General features: G+C 57.3%; 14 protein-coding genes. 9 read left to right on the top strand and 5 right to left on the bottom strand.

Annotation, left to right across the window (positions count from 1 at the left end):
• From RSSM_RS19910 to RSSM_RS31820, 3 genes are all read left to right on the top strand, one after another.
• A partial coding sequence (locus RSSM_RS19910; protein WP_044303093.1) for a GspE/PulE family protein occupies window positions 1-662 on the top strand: 662 nt, incomplete at its 5' end.
• A gap of 69 nt (window positions 663-731) precedes the next feature.
• A complete protein-coding gene (locus tag RSSM_RS19905) occupies window positions 732-1,919 on the top strand; it encodes a type II secretion system F family protein (RefSeq protein WP_008682826.1) in 1,188 nt (395 codons plus the stop codon).
• A gap of 6 nt (window positions 1,920-1,925) precedes the next feature.
• A complete protein-coding gene (locus RSSM_RS31820) occupies window positions 1,926-2,354 on the top strand; it encodes a type II secretion system protein (protein WP_008682824.1) in 429 nt (142 codons plus the stop codon).
• A 15-nt stretch (window positions 2,355-2,369) separates the two neighbouring features.
• Here the strand turns inward: RSSM_RS31820 and RSSM_RS19895 are convergent, their stop codons facing one another.
• The 3 genes from RSSM_RS19895 to RSSM_RS19885 all read right to left on the bottom strand — a co-directional run bounded on the left by RSSM_RS19895 (window position 2,370) and on the right by RSSM_RS19885 (window position 4,937).
• Window positions 2,370-3,452, bottom strand: a complete 1,083-nt coding sequence (locus RSSM_RS19895) for an extracellular solute-binding protein (RefSeq protein ID WP_008682823.1) — start codon at window positions 3,450-3,452, stop codon at window positions 2,370-2,372.
• A 48-nt stretch (window positions 3,453-3,500) separates the two neighbouring features.
• On the bottom strand, window positions 3,501-4,340 hold the full coding sequence (locus tag RSSM_RS19890) for an enoyl-CoA hydratase/isomerase family protein (protein ID WP_008682821.1): 840 nt from the start codon (window positions 4,338-4,340) through the stop codon (window positions 3,501-3,503).
• 129 nt (window positions 4,341-4,469) lie between these two features.
• A complete protein-coding gene (locus tag RSSM_RS19885) occupies window positions 4,470-4,937 on the bottom strand; it encodes an NINE protein (RefSeq protein WP_008682819.1) in 468 nt (155 codons plus the stop codon).
• Between the two features lie 221 nt (window positions 4,938-5,158).
• On the opposite strand from RSSM_RS19885, the gene RSSM_RS19880 reads away from it, so the two are divergent.
• The 3 genes from RSSM_RS19880 to RSSM_RS19870 all read left to right on the top strand — a co-directional run bounded on the left by RSSM_RS19880 (window position 5,159) and on the right by RSSM_RS19870 (window position 10,716).
• On the top strand, window positions 5,159-8,317 hold the full coding sequence (locus RSSM_RS19880) for an error-prone DNA polymerase (protein WP_008682814.1): 3,159 nt from the start codon (window positions 5,159-5,161) through the stop codon (window positions 8,315-8,317).
• A gap of 8 nt (window positions 8,318-8,325) precedes the next feature.
• On the top strand, window positions 8,326-9,090 hold the full coding sequence (locus RSSM_RS19875; RefSeq protein ID WP_008682812.1) for a phytanoyl-CoA dioxygenase family protein: 765 nt from the start codon (window positions 8,326-8,328) through the stop codon (window positions 9,088-9,090).
• A 282-nt stretch (window positions 9,091-9,372) separates the two neighbouring features.
• A complete protein-coding gene (locus tag RSSM_RS19870) occupies window positions 9,373-10,716 on the top strand; it encodes an anti-sigma factor family protein (RefSeq protein ID WP_008682808.1) in 1,344 nt (447 codons plus the stop codon).
• 3 nt (window positions 10,717-10,719) lie between these two features.
• On the opposite strand, the gene RSSM_RS19865 is transcribed toward RSSM_RS19870, so the two are convergent.
• Window positions 10,720-13,512, bottom strand: a complete 2,793-nt coding sequence (locus RSSM_RS19865; protein ID WP_236621254.1) for a cytochrome c biogenesis protein CcdA — start codon at window positions 13,510-13,512, stop codon at window positions 10,720-10,722.
• A 93-nt stretch (window positions 13,513-13,605) separates the two neighbouring features.
• Window positions 13,606-14,856: a phosphotransferase gene (locus RSSM_RS19860; protein ID WP_044303092.1), complete on the bottom strand. Its 1,251-nt coding sequence runs from the start codon at window positions 14,854-14,856 to the stop codon at window positions 13,606-13,608.
• A 383-nt stretch (window positions 14,857-15,239) separates the two neighbouring features.
• Between RSSM_RS19860 and RSSM_RS19855 the strand changes: the two genes are divergently transcribed.
• From RSSM_RS19855 to RSSM_RS19845, 3 genes are all read left to right on the top strand, one after another.
• A complete protein-coding gene (locus RSSM_RS19855; protein ID WP_236621253.1) occupies window positions 15,240-20,567 on the top strand; it encodes a protein kinase domain-containing protein in 5,328 nt (1,775 codons plus the stop codon).
• A 235-nt stretch (window positions 20,568-20,802) separates the two neighbouring features.
• Complete coding sequence (locus tag RSSM_RS19850; RefSeq protein ID WP_144059972.1) at window positions 20,803-23,238, top strand: TonB-dependent receptor; 2,436 nt, start codon at window positions 20,803-20,805, stop codon at window positions 23,236-23,238.
• 378 nt (window positions 23,239-23,616) lie between these two features.
• On the top strand, window positions 23,617-24,954 hold the full coding sequence (locus RSSM_RS19845) for an outer membrane protein assembly factor BamB family protein (protein ID WP_008682793.1): 1,338 nt from the start codon (window positions 23,617-23,619) through the stop codon (window positions 24,952-24,954).
• The last annotated feature ends 25 nt before the right edge of the window (window positions 24,955-24,979 follow it).

Below are 24,979 nucleotides of genomic sequence, written 5' to 3'. Positions count from 1 at the left end.
TTTTTGCCAACGCGTTGAAATACATCATGCGACAAGACCCGGATGTCATCATGCTCGGCGAAATCCGTGATTGCGAAACCGCCACCACCGCCGTCCAGGCTGCGTTGACCGGTCACATGGTGATCAGCACGCTGCACACCAACGATGCCGTCGGTGCGGTTCAACGTCTCGCCGACCTCGGCGTGGACCACTTCAAGATTGCTGGTTCGCTACTGGGAAGTGTCGCTCAGCGGTTGCTTCGCTGCGTGTGCGAAAACTGCAAACGTGAGATACCCGCGAACCTTAATTTGCTCGACGTCCTCGACCCGGAAGGCAACGTGCCCCGCGACACGACGTTCTATCGTGGCGAAGGGTGCAAGCGTTGCCTCGGAAGCGGATTTGCCGGCCGGATGCCGATCTTTGAAATCATGCCGATCAACTCGGAGATTACCGCTGCGATCGAAGCCGGCGTTCCGCACTCCAAACTCGAGGATATGGCGCTCGCGGCAGGAATGATCCCTCTACGGCAAGCCGGAGTTGAAGCCGCGTTGGCCGGAAAGACATCTCTCGAAGAAGTCTACTTCAAGACCAGTGGTGACCGCCGGACGTCGGACTCCGACACCAAACTCGGAGGCCGTCGCGACAGCGATCCGAACGTTCAGGTCGAGTCGGCGGCCGGTTAACGCCCGCGGTCTGCGAAAGAAGACTATCCACTACTGCGTCTCTTCATCTAACTAGCTCATCTATCGATCATGACTTACTCGCCCGCCACGACGCGACACCCCGGCGTATCCCGATCGGCGACCGCAAAGCCCAATGGATTTGCGGCGTTTCTGCAGAAGCTCAACTCGATTGAGGTGGGTGGTCCGTCGCGCAAGTTAGCAAAGGGTTGCGAGCCAACTCGTATCGGCCCGGTACCACTGGCGCAGCTCCTGCGGATGTTGCTCATGCTGTTGCAAAACGGTTTGAGTCTTCCGAAGGCTCTCGGTTCACTCGCGATGGACCGGTCGAATCGAAAATACAGCAGCGTGTTGCTGAAGATGCGGGCGACCATTGTCGCCGGGGGGACCATCAGCGACGCGATGGCTCGCTACCCACGAACGTTCTCATCAATGCAGGTGCAGCAGATTCGTTTGGGGGAACGCAGCGGATCGCTCGAAACCGCGATGGCACGCGTGTGCGAGCAAATGGAGCGGAAGGTCGCGCTGCGAAAACGGATCATCAAAAAGGTCAGCTATCCGTTGCTGATTACCGTTGCCGGTTTCGGGCTGATGATTTTCATGTGCTTGGTCGTCGTTCCGGAGTTTGAAACGGTGTACAGCAGCAGCGGAGTGGATCTGCCGCCGGTTACTCGGTTCGTTACCGGAACGAGCCGCGTGTTGTTGCAGTGGGGATGGATCGCGTTGCCCCTGTTCGTCGTCATTGCCTCGTTGTGGGTTGCCGGTCGCAGACGCCCCAAAATCGCCACCGCGATGGATGCCGCACTGTTGAAAGTTCCGGTCGTCGGACCATGGCTCCGAGATGCCGCCGTTTTGCAATTCGTCGAAGCGACCGCAGCAATGGTGCAGTGCGGGTACAAGCCCGTCGATGCGATCGAGGTTTCAGCGGCATGCGTTCGCAACCGCTGTGTTCGTCAGGCCATCAATGAAATCAATCAAGGTGTTCGGCGAGGTGAAAAGCTCAGCGTCGAACTCGGCCGCTATGAGCAGTTCTTTCCCGCAACGCTGTGTCAGTTGATCGGCGTGGGTGAGCAGTCAGGCGAGTTTTCTCGTTCGCTCGAAGGTACCTGTCACCATTTGCGAGAACGGCTCGAGAGCCGGATTGATGCGACGGTCGGCATGCTCGAGCCGATTCTTACCATCTCGCTCGCGGCGTTGATCGGCGGCATGGTGCTGTCGATCTACACACCGATGTTCCACATGTTCGAAGTTCTGGAGTAGGCCACGATGCGAATCAACACAATGGCGAGTTGCCGGGCGGCGATTTGCCAGGCGGGAGCGTCCACCTCGACTCCTATCGCCGAGCGGCAGCACCGCTATCGATCGTCACGTCGTGGCATGAGTCTTCTCGAAGTGATCGCCGCGGTGATCGTGGCGTCGATGCTCGCGATCACGGGATTGATGTTTGTTCGCACTCAAGGCCAGGCCTCGGCCGAGCGGACTTGCATGGGGCACCGCTCCCGTTTGCAGCAAGACGCGGAACTGTATCAACGCGAGACGGGCAAATCACCCGACTCCAAACTCGAAGCGATCCGCAACGGAGACTACAGCGGCAATCGTTTGCCGCAATGCCCGATGCACGGCAACACCAGCACGCAAACCAACTACCGCTGGGACGGATCCAACGTGGTCTGCAAATACCATCCGGGGAGTTAACGCGTTGTTGGCGGCTTACTGTTGTGCGTAGATCTGCGCGACGTCGGCGGCCCAACTGTCCCAGTTTTCAGCGGCTGTTTCGAAGTCGACTTTCATCCAACGGATCGGAGTGTCGGGCAGAACCGCGGGTGGGAATTTGCTTTCTTTGCTGATCGGCATCTGGCTGCTCGGCCCCATGGCGAGGCGGTCTTCGGTTTGAGGCGTCATGAGATAATTCGCCAAACGGTGAGCGGCCACGGGGTGTGGTGCGTTCTTGAGAATCGCGAGAGTGTTGGGGATTCGTAATGTTCCCGGTTGGTCGGGTTGTTGATCAGGGAACACGATCTCGACCGGATAGCCGAGTTCTTTCTCAATCATCGCATCGTCGGTATCGGTCAGTCCCCAGGCAACACGGCCCGCCGATACGGCCTGGGCGACTTGCTTGTTACCTGAAAGGATCAACGCGTTGTCGGCGATTGTTTGCAGTTGTTCGAGGGCAACTTCGCGGCCGAGTCGATCACGAAGCACGGCCCAGTGAGTAGCCGTTGTGCCGAACAGCGGACGGGCCATCGCGCAGTTGTCTTTCCATTTTTCGTCTAGCAGTTCGGCGACGCTTTGCGGGAATTGCTCGGACGAGTCAATCAGTTTTGTGTTGACGATCAAGACTCGGGCTCGAGCGGCAAAGCCACACCACGTCGAATCGCTCGAAATCATGTCCCGCGGCCAATCCGTCGGGACGGGCCAATCATGCCGGGCGAGCAATCCTTCTTTCTGCAACCGGACTGTGTGCAGGATCTCGTTGTTCCAGAACAAATCGCAACGTGGTTGGTTTTGCTCGGTGAGGATCTGGTTTACCAGCCCTACCGTTTTCGTCGACTCGACATCGAACTTCCCAACGACCGATGTCTCGTAATCCACCGAGCGTTCGAAGGCCTCGAGGATCGGATAGGCGAATTCTTCATCGAGCGCCGAGTAAACAACCACATCCTCTTCCGTGCGAGGGACGCAGCCGCAGAACACGACTGTGAGTAACAACGAACACGTTATAAGCGTCGTGCCTTCAAAGCCCGTGTGAATGGTTTTGAGTCGGCGGGTGATCTGAGTCAATGAAAAAAGCATATTGTGTGTTAGGCGAGTTTTGGTCGTAGATGGGGACAGGCGTGTTCGTTATGTATTTTGCCAAGGCGGTGCGGCTTTGTTCAAGAACGCTTCGATCCCCTCGCCCGCCGATTCGGTCGTGCACGCCGTGGCGCTATCGGCTGCTGCGGCGGCGAGTTGAGTGAGCATCGTCTCGCCGATGCTTTCGTTGATCAAACGTTTGGTTGCTTGGATCGCCTGCGGTGAACCGTGTGTCGATTCCGTCGCCCATTTCTGAGCGGTTTGGATGAGTTGATTTGAATCGACGGGCGGTTGGCATAGCAGACCTGCATCGTTTGCCGCGTTCGCGGTCAACGCGTTTCCCGTGAGGCTCATTCTCGCGGACAATGACGTGCCGGCTCGGAACGAAAGCAATGCGGCCGTGATCCCGCCGACGAGACCGTGACGAACCGCACCCGCCGAGAAAGTTGCGTCGTCCGATGCGACGATCACGTCACAGGAAAGCGCAACGGCAAAGCCCGCTCCGATCGCGGGACCTCCTACCGCTGCGATCAACGGTTTGGGGAAACGCAGGAACGTTTCGCACAATTCGGAGAAGCGTCGCCAATACTCGAACCATTGCTGCAGTTGGTCCTGTTCCGGAAGAGAGCGAATTTCTTGCAATACGGACAGGTCCACACCGCTGCAGAACGTCGATCCTGACGAAGCGAGGATGACGGCGCGGACGTGCTGATTCTGATGCAACTCATCGAGGCCCTCGTGGAGATCGGCGATCAATCGAGGGCTCAACGCACCGTGCTTTTCGGGACGTTCGATGGTGAGGGTTGCTAAGGGACCATCGGTTTGGAGGGCGAGATGTTGCATGTCGAAAACGCGAAGATGGGGACTGTCTTGGAGCGAAGCGATCATTCTAACGCTTCGTTCCAAGGAACGCTTCGCGGTGTCCGGGAAACACTCCTCGAACGACTCCCACAACGCAGGGAGGTTTCGTTTTCGACGCGGCCAAATGGTGGGGCAGGACGTGGACGACCCTGTCTTTTAGCCCGCGTCGATCTGTTCGTTGAGCGTGCAGAGGTCGTACACGTAGCCGATGCCGAGCAGGCCTCCGGTGAGCAGGTAGATCACGCCGGTGACAATTTTACCCATGTAGAATCGATGGACTCCGAACACGCCGAGGAACACCAACAGCACCCACGCAACGCTATAGTCGGTGGCCGCAGGACGGTAACGTCGCTGGGCTTCCTCAGACATTGCGGGAATGAAGAAGAAGTCGATGATCCATCCGATCAGGAAGATCCCACCGGTGAAGAACCACAACGCTCCGGTGAGCGGTTTTCCGAAATAGAAGCGATGCGCACCGGTGAAACCGATCACCCAAAACAGGTATCCGAGTAACGCCGGGTGCGTCGGCTCCATGTTTCGCATCATGTCGACGTCCTGCGGATCGTCGTGAAAATATCGGGGTTGAGCGTAGGGATCAGGGTGCATGGATGAATAGGTTGCCATGAGATTCGAGAGTTTTTGCGGGTAATTCGGTTGTGTCGTCTACCCTCTAGGCGGGAAAATGGGTGAACCAGGGCGGCAGTTTTGGCATCAGTTGACGGGGAAGTTGCAGCTTGTGTGCCGATATTCACCAAAACGGTATGTTTTCGAGGCCGTTCTCTCGTTCTTATTCGTCTCTGCGGCTTTGATCTTGGCAGCCGTAACGAGGATAATCTCCGCTATTCATGCGATATGTCGAACTCCACTGCCGAAGCAACTTCTCGTTTCTCGAGGCTGCGTCGCATCCCGATGAATTGGTGCAGCGGGCAGCGGAGTTGGGGTATGCCGGATTAGCAATCACCGACCGTGAATCCATTGCGGGAGTCGTTCGAGGACACGCACCGGCCAAAGAGGCAGGATTGCAGTACATCGTCGGGACGGAAGTGCACCCGACGGATGCCCCACCGATGGTTTTGTGGCCAACGGATCGAGCGGCCTATGGACGGATGTGCCGCCTGCTGTCGATCGGCCGTATGCGATGCGAGAAAGGCAGATGCGAATTGTCGTTCGATGACATTGCCCAGTTCGCCGACGGGATTTTGGCCGGAGCGATTGTCGATCACGGGGGCGCACCAAATCGCGGGGCCGCACCAAACTCGAATGACGAGTCGCGAGGAGGCAAGAACAATCGAACACGCGCGTTTTTGCGGGGACCGTTTCGGGAGGTGTTCGGCGACCGGAACTACGTACTGGCATCGTTCCATCGAGGTGTCGATGACTGCGGGAAGGCGGCGTGGTTACGTGATCTGTCGATCGCGTGTGATGTGCCGTTGGTGGCCAGTGGTGACGTGCGATATCACACGGCACAGCGGATGCTGTTGCACGACTGCGTGACCGCGATCGCAGCAGGAGTAACAGTCGACCGGATCGCGGGCGAGCGGCTGGGCAATAGCCAACATCATCTGCGTACGCTCGACGAAATTCGTGAACTCTACCGAGAAGTACCCGATGCGGTTGCGCGAACGGTCGAGATCGCATCACGTTGCCGCTTTAGTCTCGACGATCTGCGCTACGAGTATCCGATCGAGATCGCGCCGGAAGGGATGTCGCCGATCGAGCATCTCAAACGTTTGACTTGGGAGGGTGCCCGCCAACGATGGCCCGACGGCGTGTCCGAGCGTGTGATCGAAATGCTGCGGCACGAAATCACTCTGATCGAAGAGTTGCACTACGAAGCCTACTTCCTGACTGTTTGGGACATGGTTCGTTTCGCCAGGTCTCGCAACATACTTTGCCAAGGCCGCGGGTCGGCGGCGAATTCGGCGGTGTGTTATTGTCTCGGCATCACGGCGGTGGATCCGACTCAAACGGATCTTTTGTTTGAACGGTTTATCAGTCGTGAGCGCAATGAGGCCCCCGACATCGATGTGGATTTCGAGCATCAACGTCGCGAAGAGGTGTTGCAGTATCTCTACGAAAAGTATGGCCGCGACCGGGCTGGGATGACGGCAACGGTGACGACGTATCGGGCGAAAAGTGCGATCCGTGAAGTCGGCAAGGCTCTCGGCGTCTCTCCGGATATCATTGACGCGGTTGCGAAGTTGGCGGGCAGTTTTGACCGCAACCCTGAATTGCCGGACCGATGTCGTGACGCGGGGATGGATCCGGACACGCCATTGGGCAAGCGGTTTTTGTTTCTGACGCAAACGTTGATCGGGTTTCCTCGCCATCTGTCGCAACATGTCGGCGGTATGGTCATGACAGCGGGAAATCTGTGTGAGTTGTGTGTCACCGAAAACGCGGCGATGCCGGGCCGCAGCGTGATCCAGTGGGACAAGGATGACCTGGATGAACTCGGTATTTTGAAAGTCGATGTGCTCGCGCTGGGGATGTTGTCCGCGCTGCGTCGGTGTTTTGAGTTAGTGCGAGTTCACCATGGTCGTGATCTTACCTTGTCGACTTTACCGGCGGATGATCAGCCGACGTATGACATGATCTGTGCAGCGGACACGATGGGTGTGTTCCAGATCGAAAGCCGGGCGCAGATGAGCATGCTGCCACGACTGCGTCCGCGGTGTTTTTATGATCTCGTGATCGAAGTCGCGATTGTTCGTCCGGGGCCGATTCAAGGCAACATGGTGCACCCGTTTCTAACGGCGCGGGAGAACCCGAAGGCTGCTGTTTATCCCAACGACGCGGTTCGCCGGGTTCTCGAAAAAACGTTGGGTGTTCCGATTTTTCAGGAACAAGCGATGCGTCTGGCGGTGGTCGCGGCGGGCTTCACGCCCGGCGAAGCCGATCAACTGCGACGCGCGATGGCGGCGTGGCGACGACCCGGAGTGATCGACCGGTTTCGGATCAAGTTGCTCGACGGAATGCGAGCCAACGGTATGTCCGATGATTTTGCCGAACAAGTGTTTCATCAGATCCGCGGATTCGGTGAATACGGATTTCCTGAGTCGCATGCGGCGAGTTTTGCGTTGTTGGTTTATGCGTCCTGTTATCTCAAACGTCATTACCCGGCGGCGTTTTGTGCGGCGTTGCTCGACAGTCAGCCGATGGGTTTTTATGCGCCCGCTCAATTAATTGCCGACGCGAAGAAGCATGGGGTTCGGGTTCACGGTGTGGATGTGAACCACAGCGATGTGAAAACCCGATTGGTTGAAGACCCGAATCGCCCGGGGCCTGCGATCCGGCTGGGTTTGCAGATGATTCGTGGGCTGCCCGCCGCAGTGTCGCAGCAAATCTGTCAGGTGCGAGAGGATGGTGGACCGTTCCGAGATCTAAACGATTTGACGGTGCGCGCGGGATTGTCTCGTTCCTCGATCGCGACTCTGGCTGATGCCGATGCGTTGGCTTCGATCGCCAACGACCGACGTGCCGCGGTGTGGCAGTCGCTCGCGACCGATGAGGCGAGTGCCTCGATGCCGTTGCTCGAGGGGCTGGCACCGGATAACAGTGTGCCCGACGAACTCGTTGCGATGTCGCCGATGGAGGAGGTTCACCGCGACTATCAAACCACGGGCCTCAGTTTGAAAGCGCATCCGGTTTCGTTCATACGCGATCACTTGAAGAAATTAGGATGTCGCGCCGCGAGTGATTTGCCAGACCTGCGTGACGGAAGGCACGTTCGCGTGGCCGGCATTGTGTTGATGCGGCAACGGCCCGCAACCGCGAAGGGAATCACATTCGTTACCATCGAAGACGAAACCGGGGCGATGAATCTGGTAATGTTTGCGGCGGTATGGGAACGGTTCTTCAAGATCGCGCGAGCCAGCAATGCTTGGTTGGTCGATGGAAAGTTAGAAAACCGGAAAGGTGTCATTCATGTGATTGTCGGACGAGTGGAAGATTTGAGTTCGATGATGGAAAACCTTTCCACCAAAACACGAGATTTTCGCTAGAGAAATTCATGAAGCTGATTGAACGTTATGGCTACCGAATCCTTCGCGAGGTTGTGACCGAGACGGGGTGCGAACAGATCGGTCGCGAAATCACATCGGTCTTGGACGCGAACGCGGAAGATCGCGTTGAGAATCGGGAAGGCAGCGTTGTCGGTGGTCGCAACTTGATCGAGCACGAGTCTTTGTGGATAGGTTGGATCGAGGACATCAGGATCTCGCGCATGATCCGCGAATACGTCGGCACGAACGCTTGTGTGGTGCGCGTGCTGTACTTTGATAAACCGCCTGGTCAGGGATGGGCGTTGTCTCTGCACCGGGACCGTACGATTGCGGTCCACGAACATCACGACCCGCCCGCACCGTTTGCCAAGCCGACTCGGAAGGCCGGCGTTGCCCACGTGGAGGCGACCGACGATGTGCTGTCGCGGATGCTGACGCTGCGTCTGCACCTCGATCCGATGAAGGCCGACAACGGGGCGCTGTTCGTGGTGCCACGTTCCCACGTCATCCCGTCGATTGCGTCCGATGATCGGGGAGAAGAAATGGAAATCGAAGCGATCGTAGAAGAACAGCCACAGACGATTTTTTGCCGAGCCGGAGACGTCTTTGCCATGCGTCCCTTGCTGAGCCACGGTTCTCACGCGACAGACCCCAAAACACGACTCCGTCGACGGGTCCTGCATCTCGAAATCGCCCCGGAAGACATCCTGCCGTCACCCTATCGATGGCACACCGCGAAGTTGCTTCACCTGAGCGATGCTGCCCCCGAATGAGGACAGGCGGCGTCTGACCGGCGAATCCGTCGGCTGGGGTGCGGGTGTGCACGTCATGGACGCGGCATCGGGTGAGACGTAATGACGGCGGTTTTCCTCGGTTTTTTTGGGGTACCGAGATGCTCGTCGATCGCCCGGGTGGCCTCGTTGTGGTTGTGGAGCGACAGATTTACTCGTCTGTCGAACCGGATTGGGGGCATCGCCGTACAGGTCCGGGTAAGATGGGAGCGACGTGTGTCCCGCGGTTTCCGATTCCTCCGCCGCTGAAAGGTTGACTTGCCGATGCAAGAAGATTTACTCGGCTATTTGCTTGGTGCTCTCGAGCCTGATGAGATGCGACGAGTGGAGCAGTGGTTGCGGGAGGATGCCGACGCGCGTCGGGAATTGGCGGAACTCGAGCAATTGCTCGAACGTTTAGAAGAAGCCGACGAGCCCGACGATGTTCCGCCGGCTGATCTCGTTTCACGCACTCTGGCGAATTTGCCACCACTTCCGCCGCCGGTCGATCCGGAAGACACCGCCGATGAGTTTTCGGGAAACGATGACTTTGCGGGGCTCGATGATACTGTCCGGTGGCAGACCGTGGACGAGTCTACCTACCACGCCGCCACGAACCGAAATCGTCCCGGAGGCCAGGCATCATCGGACCAGGCAGGATCGGACCAGGCAGAGTCGGACCAGGCAGAGTCGGACTACCGCGGGAAAACTGCTTACGGTGAATTGACGCTTAGCGAGTCGAACGAGAAAGGCAGAGATTCGTCTTGGACGCTTCGAGACTGGGGCGCGTCGATTACAGCGGCGGCGATCCTTGTGGCGATTTCGATTCCGCCACTTATCGAAGGTCGCTTCGCGGCACGCAAAGCAGCCTGCCAGGACCACCTGAGGCAACTCGGGGTGGCGATGACCTCCTTCGCGAATCGCAATGCTCAATCTCGTTTACCATCGGTTGCCCCGGACGGATACCAAGCGTTCGCAGGTGTTTATGCACCTCGATTGCATGAGGCCGGTTTGCTGAGCAGTCCTCTGACCACACTCTGCCCGTCGATCGATCGAGATCAACTCTTGGCGACGAGTTGGACGCCGGCTTTCTCGCCTGAGCTGAGTGAAGATGATGCCGGTGTTCCGACGATGGTCACGCTGCGAATGCTTGACGATGTGGAACGTGATCTGACGTTGGCGAGCGAAGAAGCGTTGCGAGATGAAGCGGCCACGAATCTGATGGTGCGTGCACTTGAGCGTTTGCGTTGGTTTCAAATGACCGCCGGCGGTCACTACGCGTACACCCTCGGCGTTCGTGATGGTGAGCATTTCACGTCGCCACGGTTTCAGGGCCGTTCGCAGTTTGCTGTCATGAGTGACGCGGCAATCACTCGTGCCAATGTTGCTCGCGATAATCATTCCAGCCAACCCGCCTACCGCATGACTCTCATGAGCCATGGTGGTCGCGGCATCAACGTCCTCTACGAAGACGGTCATGTTGGCTTCTTGCCGAGTGAATCACTCGACACGATCCCTGACAACCCTTTGATCAACCACGACGGATTGATCGAAGCCGGCGTCACGATTGATGATGCGACGCTCGCACCGAGTTGGCAGCCGCCTTTCATTCGGGCGAACCAACGCTGAGCGTTATCGATTCGCGGTGGTAGCACGTCCTGAATCACGCGACGCCACGGAAGCCGATTGGCTCGGCCCGGCCTGACGAAGCGCGTCGAGGACGGTCTTCTGAGAGACGAGGTCTCGCAACAGGATCGGCTTTTCAGGGCTTTGCCCAGGGTAGATCGCCAACAACGGAATCGACTTGCTCTGCAACTCTTCGAGCTTTGCTTTGATCTCTGGGTTTCGGTCGGTCCAGTCCGCGTACATCGCAACGGCATCGAGTTCGTCAACGAGTTCCGCCGTCGGTTTGGTGTCAATCGCGACCTTCAGGTTGACCAGGCAGTTCACACACCACTTCGCCGAGAAATCGACCAAGACTGTTTTGCCTTCTGACTGAAGTTCTTGCAGGCGGACTTCGTTGTACGGTTCCCAGACGATCTTCGTGTTCAATGCTTTCTGTTCTTCGGTCATTGGGCCGAGGAATTGGAAGGCGAGGATGGAGATCGCGACCGCTGCCGCAACACCGGATGTCCACGCGATGACTCGGCGTTGCAGGGTTTGCCATGAAGGGACTTTGCCGATGATCCAGCATCCGAACCACACACCGATCAAGGTGACAAACACCCATAGTTTGTCTTCGTCGTTGAACGAATAGAAGAAAAACGCAACCGTCGCCAGGAAGAGGAACGCTAGGAACTCTTTGAACGTCTCCATCCATGGTCCCGGTTTGGGCAACCAGGACATCAGGCTCGGCCAAATCCCCATGATGATGTAGGGGATCGCCATTCCGACGCCCACAACGAGAATGACCAGTGTTGATTGCAGTGGCGGCAATTGGCCACCGATGAGTGCAAAGATGCCTCCGAGGAACGGGCCACTGCACGGTGTCGACAATACCGTCGCGAACATCCCTTTGAAGAACGCACCGGTGTAGCCTTCCCGTTGTTGTAGGTCCTGGGCACCCTTGCTTGAAGCCATTCCAGGGGCCGGCAGTTCCCAGAATCCGAAATAGCTCAGTGCCATCGCGAACATCAGAACGATCAAGCCGATTCGAACCTCGAAGTGCGTGAAGAGTTCGCCCCACGCCATCGAGAACACCACCATCAGTAAAGCCAGGGCGACGTAGATCGCCATGATGCCGCCTGAATACGAGAAGTTCAAAAGGAACGCGCGTTTGCGATCCGATCCCGCTTGTTGGACAAAGCTCATCACCTTCAGTCCGACCACGGGAAGGACGCAGGGCATGAAGTTCAAGATGATGCCGCCAATGAACGCGAGTCCGAGGATGACCGGCAACGAGGTTGCTGTTTCAGCCGGTTCGCTCGCGTCGGCTGTTCCCGCGGCGTCGACGTCTGTTTGGGCCGGTTCGGCCAACGCGGGTTGGGCAACACCACCGTGATCGGAGTTGGTCCCCGCTGCGGCGAGTGAATTGGATGCTTGTTGTTGAGGTGTGCCGGTTTCCGGCAGGCTGTCTTCGGGAGCTTGGTTGGCAGCAGGCGATTCGTTTGCTGCGGGGCCAAGTGAACTCGTGGTGATTGGGGTGATCTCGTCGACCCATTTGGTATTGGCGGCGAGCGTTTTGATATCTTTCGACTTGGCTGACTTGAGCGTGATCGGCGAGGCGCGGTCTCCGTTGCTCGCGGTCGATTCGTTCGACGCGACGACGTTGATCGTTGCTTCGAACTGCAGTGCCATCGGCAAGAGACAGTTTTGTGCCGTGCAAGCCTGGTAGGCGATTCCGCCTTTCACCGTCTTGGCACCGGGTTGGGCATCGGTCGGGATTTCGAACGGCATCGTCCACACGACGTCGCCATCGTGATATTCGTTGACGAGACCGGGGATCGGTTCTTCTTTGATGATCTTAGAGGGAGTCTCGGGGGCCGCGATTCGCAGTCCAGACTTATCCGTCACGGCGAAGTTGGTCGACATCGGCTTGTCGCTGGCAACGCCCGGATAGATGTGATACTCGCTGTCAGGAATCGCGACGAAAACCAGTTTGCCCTGCGAGCCTGGCGCGACCGTGGGCGTGGTCACGTACGCCCGCCATGAGATCGCATAGTCATCGTCTTGGAACAACGGGATGTGTGATGCGTCATCCTTTGTTATTTCGCCAGCGACTTGATTGGCCAGCGTCGTCTGATCGCCTGAGTTACCTCCGAGTGCTTTCGCGATTCGCCCGGGTGTCGGTCCCGCGAGAGTCGCGGTGAGCGTTTCGTCGAGCGGTTGGCAGGCACCGCCGGTGATACATGAAAGAGCACTGATTTCGATTTCGACGGACTCCAGTGATTCCGCTGTCTGTCCCTCTTTCAGTTTCGCCTTTGCGAAGAAAGTGACTTCCCCGTCGTGTTCCTCAATCGTCAGTCCGCCGAACTCCTGAGAGACACTCTTCTTTGGAGAAGAATCGCTCTGCCAATCGCCGATCAGTTCCAACGTGTCCGGTCCTCGGAGCGTCAGCGTGGTGGGTAGCGGGCCACCTTTGGGCTGAGTGAGCGAGTAGATGTGCCACGGTTCCTGCAACTCAACCCGCACTTGCAAGACGACCACATCGGGTTGCCCATCGAGACTCGTGAAACTCGCCTCGACGCTCGCTGGTTCCTGTTGTCCAAAGCTCGCAACGTCGGATTGTCCGTAACGACCGAGGGAGAGATTCGGGAACAGATCGGCAACGCCGTCGTCCGCTGCGAAGACTGCACCTGGCATGCTGGTCGCGACAACAACCGCGAGTGTCGTCAACAGTGCTCCCGCCATGCCCGAGAGGCCCCGAAATCGGAGGCGTCTGGATGAACGCAGGTGCGAGGATCGTTTCAAGTTCGATTGAGTCATCTTCAGAGTCTTCAACGAGGTCAGATTCGTTTGCAAAGGGGAACAAACCGTTGCGTAATCAACGGAACAAGAATCCAAAAGCGGCCGAGAATCTTAACAGATTCGGCAGACTGACGCGATTAAATGAGTAATCCGGTCGCGGATTCGCAAAGCAGAGACAGGAAAGTGCCTATTTTCTGCAATCAGCCAGCTCGTCCAGTTGCCGAGCCCTCCGACTGAGTTGACGTCCATCAGTGTTGTCGCTAGTTCAAGCTCCCATTTTGAAAATGGGCGGACGTTGCGATATCCCGCCACCGCAGCGTCCAGGGGCGAGGCATCGGCGAGGCTCGATGGGTGTGCCTTATCCGCACACGTCGGGCAAAAGTCGCCTGCCCACCGCGCGAGGTCTGCGGCGGGGCTGTCGGCGTCGACGGCGTCGTAGTCCAACACGCCCCGAACATCCCTTGGGTCATCAACACTCGGTGGGCTGAAGAGAACATGGTCGCGGTGGACATCGCGGAGCACCCAGGACACCGGGTAACGTTGTGGGTGATGTTGGAACATTGCGGCGTGAGCTTTCAGGCGGCCGAGCAACTCCGGTGCTACGGTCTTCCAATTTCGCTGCAGCCAAGCGTTCGCTTCGACCAAGGATTCCGCCAGCTTGCGATGGTGTATTTGAGAGGCCGGATCGGGCGGGCTTCCCAAGGGGACTTGCCGTTTCAAACGATCCGCAATTTCGTCAACCGAGCATTCGTGTTTGGATAACTGTTCGATCGAACCAGACAGATGTTTCAGGCGTTGGATCCGATCGGCGATGCATCGTGGCAGGTGCGGGCGTGATAGCCCCGCGTTGTCTATTGCCGATGATTCACACTTGCCGAGCAACAACACCGCGTCGCCGTTATCAGTTGTTGATTCGTCAGCGAATGCGTTATGGACGTGCGCGATCGCTTCGCCGCCTTTGGCGATCAATTCCGATTCTGCGTCACGGGGTAAGGCGACACCTTCGACCCAACGAGAGAGTTCCCAGCGATGGCCATGTGATTCGATGGCGGTTGAGATATCGGCTGCACCGGAGGTAACGTTCGATGGCAATGGAGGCGTCAACAGATCGCATTGCAAAGACGCCGCAACGACTCGCCCGGCTATTTCTTCCGTCCGATCGTGCTTTGCCGAAAGGGGAATAGCTTTCAACGCCCATGTCGACGTGCATGCTCCACGGTTGTTTTGGATTCGGTAGACACGACCTCCGCTGAATCCGTGCGAAACCGGCGTGATGTGAAACGTGGACGCGTCGTGGAGTTTCACGCCGGTCGAGGCTGTCCAGTGGGACAGGACTGTGAGAAGTCTGTCATGCGTGAACATTTGAGATTCTGAAACTGCGGGTACGAGAGAGTCGGCGACCCCATCATAGTTTTGTCGAAGGTTTTGGTGAACCGATCGCGGTGTTGCGAATCCCCGGGGCGATCGCCGTAAATCCGGTCACGTCGGCGATGAGTCGGATCCAGGTGTCTCAACGAAATCGGTCCCCCACCGCCGAAGGATTGCGACTAAAATTATGCGGTCGCTGGGGCGAAAGCTGATTCGCCGCCGATTCGCGTTGCTTTTCTGTCCTCGTTGGGGTTTCGAGGTCTCGCGGGTTCCCAAAGAAACGGCGGATGCTTGCCTTGACGCGTCGACCGTCTCGTTAAACTGGATGGATATTTCTCGTTCCGCCTGAGGCGACTGCCCTCTGTTAGGTTTTTGCATTGTCTGTTGCAACGAGTCGATACCGGCCTGGCCAAGAAATTGTGCCGGGTTACACGTTAGTCCGACGGCTCGGAGCAGGGTTTTCGGGGCAGGTTTGGGTTGCGCGTGCGGCCGGTGGTACGGAGGTCGCGCTGAAGGTTGTCGAGCTGCACAAAATCGGGGGACGCAAAGAGCTCAAGGCACTGCGAACGATCCGTAACGTTCGCCATCCAAATTTGTGCCCGGTGCATAGTTTTTGGGTCCGCGATAGTTCCGGTCGCCTGCTGCGTGACGACGAGACGGAGACGTTGGACCCGGACAATGAACATCTGAAAACCAGTCCAGTACCGATCTCGAATCCATCGAGAGGATGGACTCCGGATTCACCTCCTGAGATCTCTCTGACCGAAACACAGGCTTTCGATGTCCGGGAGAATCTCGACGAATCCGAGTCGAGTGTGGAGTCTGCCGACACCACCGAGAAAGATCCGCTATACGAGACAATCGTTCCCGGCCAAGGGATCGTCCGCCCGGGTGACCCACACGACGAGTCCGCTGACGCTGCGGATAGCGATCCTGACATCGACCCGATGGCGACGCACGTCACCCTCAGTGGCCAACAGCCTTCCCGGCGCACGTCCTTCGCGATGGGAGGAGACGTTCAGCATACCGATCCGACACATGCGGAAGAGTTGATCATTGTGATGGGACTCGGCGATCGAACCTTGAATGATCGTCTGCAAGAGGTACGTCGCGAAAATAGGGTCAACAAGAATGCTGCCGTCGTCTGTGGTCTCGATGCGAAGGAAGCGATTCGGTATCTGCGATCATCCGCGCAGGCGATTGACGCGTTAACACAGCAGCACGGAATTCTGCACGGCGATATCAAGCCGCAGAATATCTTGCTCGTTGGTGGCGAGGCGCAGGTATGCGACTTCGGTTTGGCCAACAAGATCGAAGGCGATGTGCGGTTCACTAACCAGACGTTTGCATCCCCTGCCTATGGTGCCCCCGAGGTGCTTGACGGCCAAACGTACAGCAAGACCGGTGATCAGTATTCGTTGGCGGTGACGTATTTTGAACTGCGTACCGGGTTGTTGCCTTTTGACGCCACGACCGCGCTAAAGATCCTCAGCCAGAAAGCGAACGAAGCGTTCGATATGCAGAGTCTGCCTGCGCCGCAACGCAAGGTTCTCCGCAGGGCGATGAGGTCAGATCCCAATGCCCGTTATCGATCGTGTGTTGAATTCGTGGACGCACTCGCCGTTGCCGCGGGCGTTGACCAGCCGAGCGGTCTCAATCCGGTGTGGGTTGGCGTGGGTGGCGTGATCCTCGCGATTGTGATTGCCGGTGGAGTGGCTGCTTTCTTGCCATCTGCGGGGAAGTCGCCCGAGCAGATTTATGCGGAGGCCGATTCGGAATGGAAGAAGTACTCGCCGCAGCAAAGTTATTCGCAGTCTCGATACCCGCTAAAACGATGCCTGGACAAACTGACCGAAGGCATTGCGGCGGATTGGAAGACGTCGGAGAAGCAGCGTTTTTATAGCCTTGCTGTACAGTCTTCTTCGGCGTTGGCGGATGAAATCCTCGACGAACTCGAGACACCGCGTTTCGATGAAAAGGGACAGTTGCAATTGAGCAGCCTGATCTCCGACGATCTCGGCGGACTTCAGTCTGGGCTCGGTACCGGGAAAAATGCACTCGTCAAAGAAGGATCTCCCGAAGGCCAACTGCTGCAGACCGATCTTGATTTGGCGCGTTTAGAACTCGCTGCTTTGACGCGTGTTCCCGATCATCGCCCTGGCGATGATGTGGTGAGTCGAATCCGAGAAACGCTCACGACTTGGTTGGCCGGCGATTCCATTCCGGAGGTCGCGGAATCCGACGTGGTGACATCCACCGCCGTTGCGGTTGCACTCACCCATCATGTGGACGATCCCGCGGGCAGGCATTTCGTTCAGCCCGCGGCGCTCGGTGATATCATTCGCGCCGAGCAGGCGCTGCGTCAAAGCGATGGAACCGGCGTGCCGGTTTGGATGATGTCGCAGTGGAACATGATGCGTGACGGGGAGAACGGATTCCTGGCCCAAATCGAACAGGCGTTTCGTGAGCAATCAGTCGATTCGGAGGCATCGGAATTGATCGCCACGACGTGGCCTTCTATCTCTGTCGACGCTTCGATCACGCGGCTCAAACGCGATGCGGAGCAGAAGAATTGGCGGTCGTTTCTTGATCAATATCGTGAACTGCAGCGAGAGAAGTCACGCTCAACGATCGCAGATCCCGATCTCATGTTGCAGTTTGCCTTCATCGAAACGATGGCAGAGGGTTTGGGCGTCGAGAGTTTGGGCGTCGAGGGCATGGAAGGTGACGACGGGCTGGAGTTTCTCAATACCGCAAAGGAACAACTCGGTGCGATCTCGGCGTCGTGGCGCACGTCCATGCAGAACGCCATCATGAATTGGGTGGAGGAAATCGTTTCGCGGTCGAAGGCGAATCAAGCATCGCTCGCGGTCGCACAAGCCGAAGCCGTCTGGAAAACGGGGACAGCCATCGGAAAATATGTGGGGCTGCCGGCAACGGATGCCCTCGATGAATACGTTGTTGTTGCCGCGTTGAGTGACAATGCGACCACCGCGAGCGATAGTGAACTCGCAAAGGCGTCGGCCGACCGTCTCAGTCGGAAGCGACACCCGCTGAGCATGCTGTTTCGGTCCGAAACGAGTGCTTTTTCGGGCAGGCCGCTCGGACGCAGCGGCGGGATTCGGTTGAAACAGGTTCTCAGCCAAACCGATGTGTGTGACGATTTTCCGAACCAGATTCGTCCTGTCTTGAGAAACTACCAATTGATCCTCGCGGATTGGCATCAGGGCGAAGCCGGTGCCGTGCTCGATGGCATTGCCAAACTGCAGTCGCAAACGCGTCAAGCCCGCGAACGACTCGGACCGGCGCGGTGTCGCTGGATCGCTAAGACTCTCGTGAAGGCGGAATTCGATCGAATCGGAATTCGCAAAAACGATTTCTTCGTTGCCACGCTTCCCACGACGAGCAACGGCGACTTCACCGAGCACATTCGTTGGTGGTTGGAAAACGCGGGTGCATCGGCCAATGAAGCACGCGTGTCGGTTGATTTGCTGGCGACCTATTCGGCGGTCATCGAAAAACGATCTGCGAAGCTGTCTCCGAGTTTGCACAGTCGATTGGCCGATCTCATTGAAGTGAGTGAAGACGGTCGCACGGTCCAACCGTTGTCGGCGCAGGATCGACTGTTGTTGCGAGTTGCGTTTGAGATCGATCGGCCGGCAACACCTGACGGAACCGATGTGGGTTTGGAGGTTGATGTTGACCCTGTACGACGAATGGTTGGGGCGGCGGCTAGGATGCTGGACACCGATTTGGGTCTGCGCCGGCCAACGCAGGCTTGGGTGCGAAACGTCATCGCACCGACAACGCATCGAGTCATGTCGGTGGTTCGACGTTCTTCGGCCGAACCTGGCGGTTGGATGATCCCGCCGGAATTGAATAGCGATTCGCTTCATCGGTTCAGCCGGCATGCGAATCGTGCGGATGAGTTTACGACTCTCGGCGACGTGTTGGGAAGACTTTCTCAAAACGAACAGGACGAAGGAGTTAACGGCGCGTTGCTTCAGATCGACGCCTTGGAGTTTTTCGCGGCGGTTGCTGGCGATGACGGGGCGAGATCGGCGGACGATCGGTTTGCTTCCTGGATCGATGCGGCGGAATACTATCAGGAACAACTCGAACGCCGCGAAGAAACATGGACAGGAACCAATTTGCGGCAGTTTGCGACCTACATCAAACGTGCCGAACGCATTCGACCGTCGTCGAATCTGGTAGCGATTTTGAAATCGTTCGCGTTGTATCATCAATCGCGAATGCGTCTGGCGAATAACCAGATCGACCATCTCGATCTAGAAAAATCGGCGGATGCGTTAGGACGTGCGATTCGTCGTGCCAGTGACGAACCAGCCAGCAACGCGTTGTTTTGCGTTTGTTGGCGTCATGCCAACGTGTTGGTGAATCTGGCGTTCCTGCAACCGGTGTCGCAAAAGTATGAGACGTTGATGGCGGCGCGGACGAGCGCGTTGCGTGCGACCGAAATGATCGGTGAACTGCCGGCGACGACGTTGACCAATCCCGCCTACCTCGCACTCGGCAATGCATGCGAAGACCTCGCGTATTACTGCCGCTTTCTCGATGACGACACCCGCACACGATATTTCCAAGAAGCGATCGCCAACTTCAGCGAGGCGGTTGGGAAAACGGAGTGGGGAGAATCGATCCTGCCGCGTTTTAGTTTGGTGAGGTGTCGGCAGCGTTTCGTCGAGAGCGGCTTAGCAGGGACGGAACAGCTACGCACGGCGATGACGGATCTCGGCAAACCGGATCCGGAGGCGCCGAAGATCTTGCAGGTCGAATGGCTCGGTTGGCGAGCGAGACTCTTTGCCGAGCTCGGCGAACGTGATCAAGCCATACGAGACGTCGCCCGCGCCTATGAAATGCTCCCGCAGAGCGACACGTCGGACGGGATGAAGCACAAGCGGGAAGAAGTCGAATACATGTACGCGGATATCTTGGCGACGTCACAATCGCGTGCCGAACGTGAGCGTGCAGTCGAACTGTTGAACGCGGCATTGAAATCCAATGTGCCGGTCACCGCTTGGAAAGCGTTCGTCCTGAGATGCCGGATTTTTAATTCGATCGGCGAAGACGACCGACTCGCCGAGACGATTCTCGCGATGCCGGTTGAGAAACTGATCGAGCAGATCAAACGCGACCCCATCCTGGTGTCACAGCAACTCGCCGAGATTTCCTTCTACGTCAATCGATCCGGATCGACGATTTCGTTTGGCCGCCCACCAAGGCTCTCTCCCGGAATCGCGACGCGGTGTTTGAAACAGATCGCATCGGCCGTGAACACGGCCCGGCAGGAGGTGGACCAAGACGACTTGGTCGACTCGTACGCCGACCTGATCGTCGCCAATACGGAAACGATCGGTGAGGAGCGATTGTCACGGCGCGTTCAACTGCATCTCGCTGCACTCGACTCGGCGGTCAACGCGGGGATCGACCCGATCATCCGTTCGGATGCGTGGCGATGCGTGATTCGACAGTTTCTGCCTGTTTTTCGACCCAGTGCCGGGTTCAGCGAGGAGGCCAGGTCGCATTTGATTGCCGAGTTGCCGCTTATCTCATCCGCCGATCGGGAAAAGCTGCAAAACGTGATCGACAATCTGCAGCGTGCGGACACTCCGCCCACCGACGACGAGCGTTATGTCATGTCAACGGTCGAGCAGGTCATGCCTCAGATCAAACCGGTCGACTGATCAGATCGGTGGGCGAGCCCGCGTTGTCGCTGCACGCAAATCTTTTGCACTTTGCGTATCTTCTCTGGGTTCAGGGAAATCGCTGAAATCCCGTTGATTCTATTCATCGGTATAACCGGAATAACCGATCGGAAAAACGTGGGGGTGGGGATTGTCTCCCCTTATGAAAACAAACGGGCGGGATCGAAGCGAGCCCGTTGGCATTTTTGAATGGGTTCCGGGGGGGACCATCCGAATGCGACGACACAAATTAATTGCAGCGTTAATGATGGTAGCCGGTTCGGCGTCTGCGGCGAGCGCGGACGATCCCCGGTTTGATTTTCTCGAATTCGCCGAGAGCTTCGCGGTTCGCCAAGGCGGGACGATTGCGCTGATGCAGGGCATCGAAACCGGGTCTCGGGAAGTCAGCCAGCCGACGGACTTTTCCCCAACGAGCGACCGTCTAACGTCACTGCGTGGGGACGACGCGGGCGGCGGTCAGAGTCTCGACCTGAGCAACCTGAATGAAGTGCTCAAACCCGAATTGTCGAGTTCGTCAGCGTCGACGCTCAACACACCGGCGCAGGTCGAAGCGGTGGCCGAGATCACCGGTCGGGTTGATACCGGGATTGCGACCACAGCACCTCTCGAGGTGATCCCGGCCAGTACATTCAGTTTGGCCAGCCAGCCCGACGTTGCTGAAACGATCGCCGAAGCATCCACGGCACCGACCGTGAAGACGCAGCAGCGCAGTCCGATCGCGATGGATCCTCGAGTTCGCGGTTATCGTGGCGGTCAGGTCTACACGATGATGGACGGTGCGTTCTTGACGCCTGTTCGGTCGGACCTGGATGCGATTTTGACGAAAGTCGATCAGTCGTTGATCGGTTCGTCTCAGGTAATCAGCGGTCCATATGGTCTTCGATACGGAAGTGGTTTTTCGTTCATCAACGTGGACTCCCTGCCGACACCACGGTATGAGAACGGTGCCGAAAACCATCTGCGTCTAGGAACCCAGATTCGCCCCAACGGCGGTCAAACCTACAACACCGCTACGTTGATGGGTGGTGGTGACAAGAGTGGCTACTACGTCAACCTCGGCTATCGCAAAGGTTCGGATTATCAGGCCGGCAACGGGCTCGCGATTCCGTCGAGCTATGACGCGTTGAATTTGTTTTCTGCCTACGGACGTGATCTCGGCGAACACACCAGGATGGAGACGAAATTCAGTTTGCTCGATCAGGGGCAGACCGAATACGCGGCCCAGTTCTTTGACGTCGATTCGCTCAATCATTATGGGATCACCCATAGCTTTATTCATCACAACGATCAGACCGGGTTTGGTTGGCGGGTCGATGGTTGGATTAGCAACACCGAATTCAACGGCGATACGGATCTCTCCGGAAAACGTCGTGACGACTTCGCGGTTCTGCAACGCGTCGAGTCGGCGTTGTTGGTTGCCGCAGGTGGGTTGACCCCGAACGCGCGTTTTAACGGGGACGTTGACGGTGATCTCACCACAGCAGGTTTCCGTGCCGGGATGACGAGCGACCCGGGCAACGGATTCACCTGGGGTGCGGGAACGGACCTGCGATACGTGCAGCAGGAAATTGACGAGTATTACGATATCAGCGAGTTCAATCTGGGAACGACTACCTTCCAAACTGGATTGCCAACAGCGGAGATTGTGGATCCCGGTCTCTACGTGGAAGGGACCGCAGACCTTCAGCCATTTTGGACGATGGCGGTGGGCGGACGGATCGCGTTTGCGTCAACCAATGCGGACGGCGACGATCTACAAACGCCGTCGAACTTCAAAGACGTTGGTGGCAACATCAATCGGGATCTCGATACATCAGACACGTTGCTCTCGGCATACGTGACCAACGACATCGAGTTAACCGATCACTGCAGCGCGCGGGTCGGTGTGGGGTATGCGGAGCGGCTACCTGATCTGACGGATCGGTACAGCGATGGTTTGTTTCTCGCGGTGGTGCAGAGTGGTTTCAGCCGGGTGATCGGAAACCCCGAATTGGACAAAGAACGCAACACGCAGTTCGACGTGCGGTTCGACGTGGACTACGAGAACGTTCGCGGACGGACGAGTTTCTTCTATTCGTGGATTGCTGACTACAATACGTACGCGGCGAACGCGATTCTCGATCCATCGGGGGCCCGCTTGCTGCAGGCGGTTAATACGGATCAGGCAACACTTTATGGTTTCGAGAGCTACCTCGAGGCGGACCTCACCGAGGGTTTGCAGTCGTTTGCGAGTCTTGCGTACCTCGAAGGTACCGATGAGGAAATCGATCAGCCGCTCCCCGGGATCTTTCCTCTCGAGGGACGAGTGGGGCTGCGTCTGAGCGATACTCAGCCCGAGAATCGATGGGGTTTGGAGTGGGGATGGCGAATCGTGGACGAACAGGATCGCTTGGCGTTTCTGCGTGCCGTCGGTGCGGGGCTCGACCCGATCCAGATGGAGTCGTTCACACCGAGTTTTGTGACATCGTATCTGCGAGGATATGTGCGGCCGAATGACCGTGTCAGTATCACTCTCGGTGCGCAGAACCTTTTCGACCGGACGTATTACGAACACCTGAATCTGCGGTTGCCAGAGGCGGACGGATTCGAAGAAACGATCGTGCTCTCACCCGGGATCACTCCTTATTTAGGCGTCGAAATCGACTACTAGGAATCGGTCGAGTGTCATCGACCGCATGGGGAAAATCTAGGGTCGCGGATCTTGTTAAAGATCCCGCTGCATGAGGATCTTTAACAAGATCCACTACCGCTTACTCAAGAGCCAACCTGCGTCGGAATAGCAGAGCATTTGGTTACTTGATGTGACTGTTCCCTGTAGCTGCATTTGTCAGAATTCAGGCTACCTCATCTCCCAAAATGCTCTCGATCACATTGCGTGGCAGGCACGCAGTTCTTCACGATATCTTGGATCGTGAAATCCGGGGACGTCCGATTCTCTTGAGGGCGTGACCTGCTCTAAACTATCGCAGTCAAAATCTTCTGCGTTGTGAACCGAGTTCGATGGACAGGCGTCCGGTCACCATCGTTCATGTCCTCTTTGTCTGGAAATACGATGAACCTGATTGTTGTTGTTTCGATTCTGCTCGCGGGTGCCGGCGTCAATGATTGGCCGGGCTTTTTGGGTGCCGGGGCTCAATCGCGTTCTGCCGAATCATTACCGTTGACATGGTCGCCGACCGAAAACGTCGCATGGATGGCGGAGATCCGTGGGCATGGTCAGTCGAGTCCAATTGTCTGGAATGATCGAGCATTTGTTACCAGCGTCGAAGGCCCAGAAAAGGATATTTTCTACACGACGTGTATTGATGTTCACAACGGCGAGGTGACGTGGCAAGGTTCGTTGCCGAATTCGTTTCCGGTAGCTAACAGTTACTACGTCAGTCGAGCGGCGCCGACGCCCGTCGTCGATGATGAACGCGTGATCGCTTTTTTCGAAAGCGGGGATTGTGTGGCCTACGATCATCAGGGTACGCAGCAATGGGTGCGTTCTCTCGGAAAAGACGATGGCCCTTTCGTTGCCGAATTCGGACTCGGGGCTTCGCCATGTCAAAACGATTCGTCGGTTTTTATTCTGCTCGAGCACGACGGACCGAGTTGCCTGGTTGCTCTCGATAAGGTGACAGGCGAGACAAAATGGAAGGCCGACCGCGACCCGCGACGCAGTTGGAGTTCACCGACTGTCGTGAAGGTTGGGGACACCCAACAAGTTGTCGTCAGCTCGGCGGGAACGATCGACGGGTACGATGCGGAAACGGGCGATCTGCTGTGGTCGTTCGATGACGTTGGTGGCAACACGGGAACCAGCCCGATGGATTTTGGCGATGGCCGGTTCTTGGTCGGGGCTTCTCCGGGACGCAACGGCGAGAATGCCGGATCGGCGGCCGGATCGAACGGGTTGATGAAAATCGAACGTGATGGCGAGCAGTGGAAATTGACTCGCCAATGGGTCGCCGAGAAAGCAACCCCGACGTGGGCATCGCCGATCATTCACAACGGTTTGGCCTACTGGGTGAACCGGGCCGGAGTCGTCTATTGCTTCGACGCCGCGACGGGGGAATCGGTTTACTCAAAGCGAATGGCGGAGTCCTGTTGGGCGACACCGTACGGCGTGGGTGACCGTGTGTATTTCTTCGGAAAAGACGGAACAGTGACGGTGCTCGCGGCCGGACGTGAGTATCAAGTGCTCGCCGAGAACGAAACGTGGACTGACGAAACTCTTCCCAAGGAAGAACTCTTGGCGGAGGAGTCGAGTGATGAACGCAGACGTGGCGTTGCGATGTTCAGCAAGCCGACGTTGTACGGTGCCGCGGTTACGCAGGACGCATTCTTGCTACGCGTCGGCAACGCCTTGATTTGCGTGCGTTGATTCGTTTGAATCGACCCGCCTTCGT

This window comes from Aporhodopirellula sallentina SM41, from assembly GCF_000346505.1.
Taxonomy (GTDB): domain Bacteria; phylum Planctomycetota; class Planctomycetia; order Pirellulales; family Pirellulaceae; genus Rhodopirellula; species Rhodopirellula sallentina.
This window is presented reverse-complemented; position numbering and strand designations above follow the sequence as displayed.